Raw genomic sequence first — 573 nt, 5'->3', positions numbered from 1 at the left:
AAGAGATGCTTTCGTCCCTTCGTGAACGAGGCGTTAAAAACGTTCTGTTGTTTGTCTCTGATGGGCTTAAAGGGATGACCGATTCGATTCATCGTGTTTACCCTAAAGCGAAGCATCAAGTTTGCTGTGTTCATGTTTCGCGAAATATTTCCAAAAAAGTCCGAGTTAGTGATCGTGAAGAAATCTCTAATGACTTTAAAAAGGTATATCAAGCTGATAATCGTACTGAAGCTGAATCTCAACTTGAACAATTTCGGGAAAAATGGCAAAAGCTTTATCCATCTGTTATTAAAAATGTAATGGATCATGAACAACTCCTAACGTTTTTTGATTTTCCAGCTTCCATTCGAAGAAGTATTTACTCTACGAATTTAATAGAGTCTTTTAATAAGCAAATCAAACGTCATATCAAGGCTAAAGAGCAATTTCCGAATGAGGAATCGCTTAAACGTTATTTAGTCACGCAATTCCATAATTATATTGAAAAACATAGTATGCGATGTCATAGAGGGTTTGAAAAAGCTAAACCAGAACTACTTAAAATGTTTGAAGCTATCGAAACTTAATCTTCTT

Annotated in this window: 1 protein-coding gene; it reads left to right on the top strand. The window is 35.1% G+C overall.

The features are described from left to right. Positions 1–566: IS256 family transposase (locus ACTWQB_RS17410; protein ID WP_443140407.1), on the top strand; the 566-nt coding region annotated here is incomplete at its 5' end. Positions 567–573 lie beyond the last annotated feature (7 nt).

It is taken from the genome of Piscibacillus sp. B03 (genome assembly GCF_052246295.1).
Lineage (GTDB): Bacteria > Bacillota > Bacilli > Bacillales > Alkalibacillaceae > Piscibacillus.
This window is presented reverse-complemented; position numbering and strand designations above follow the sequence as displayed.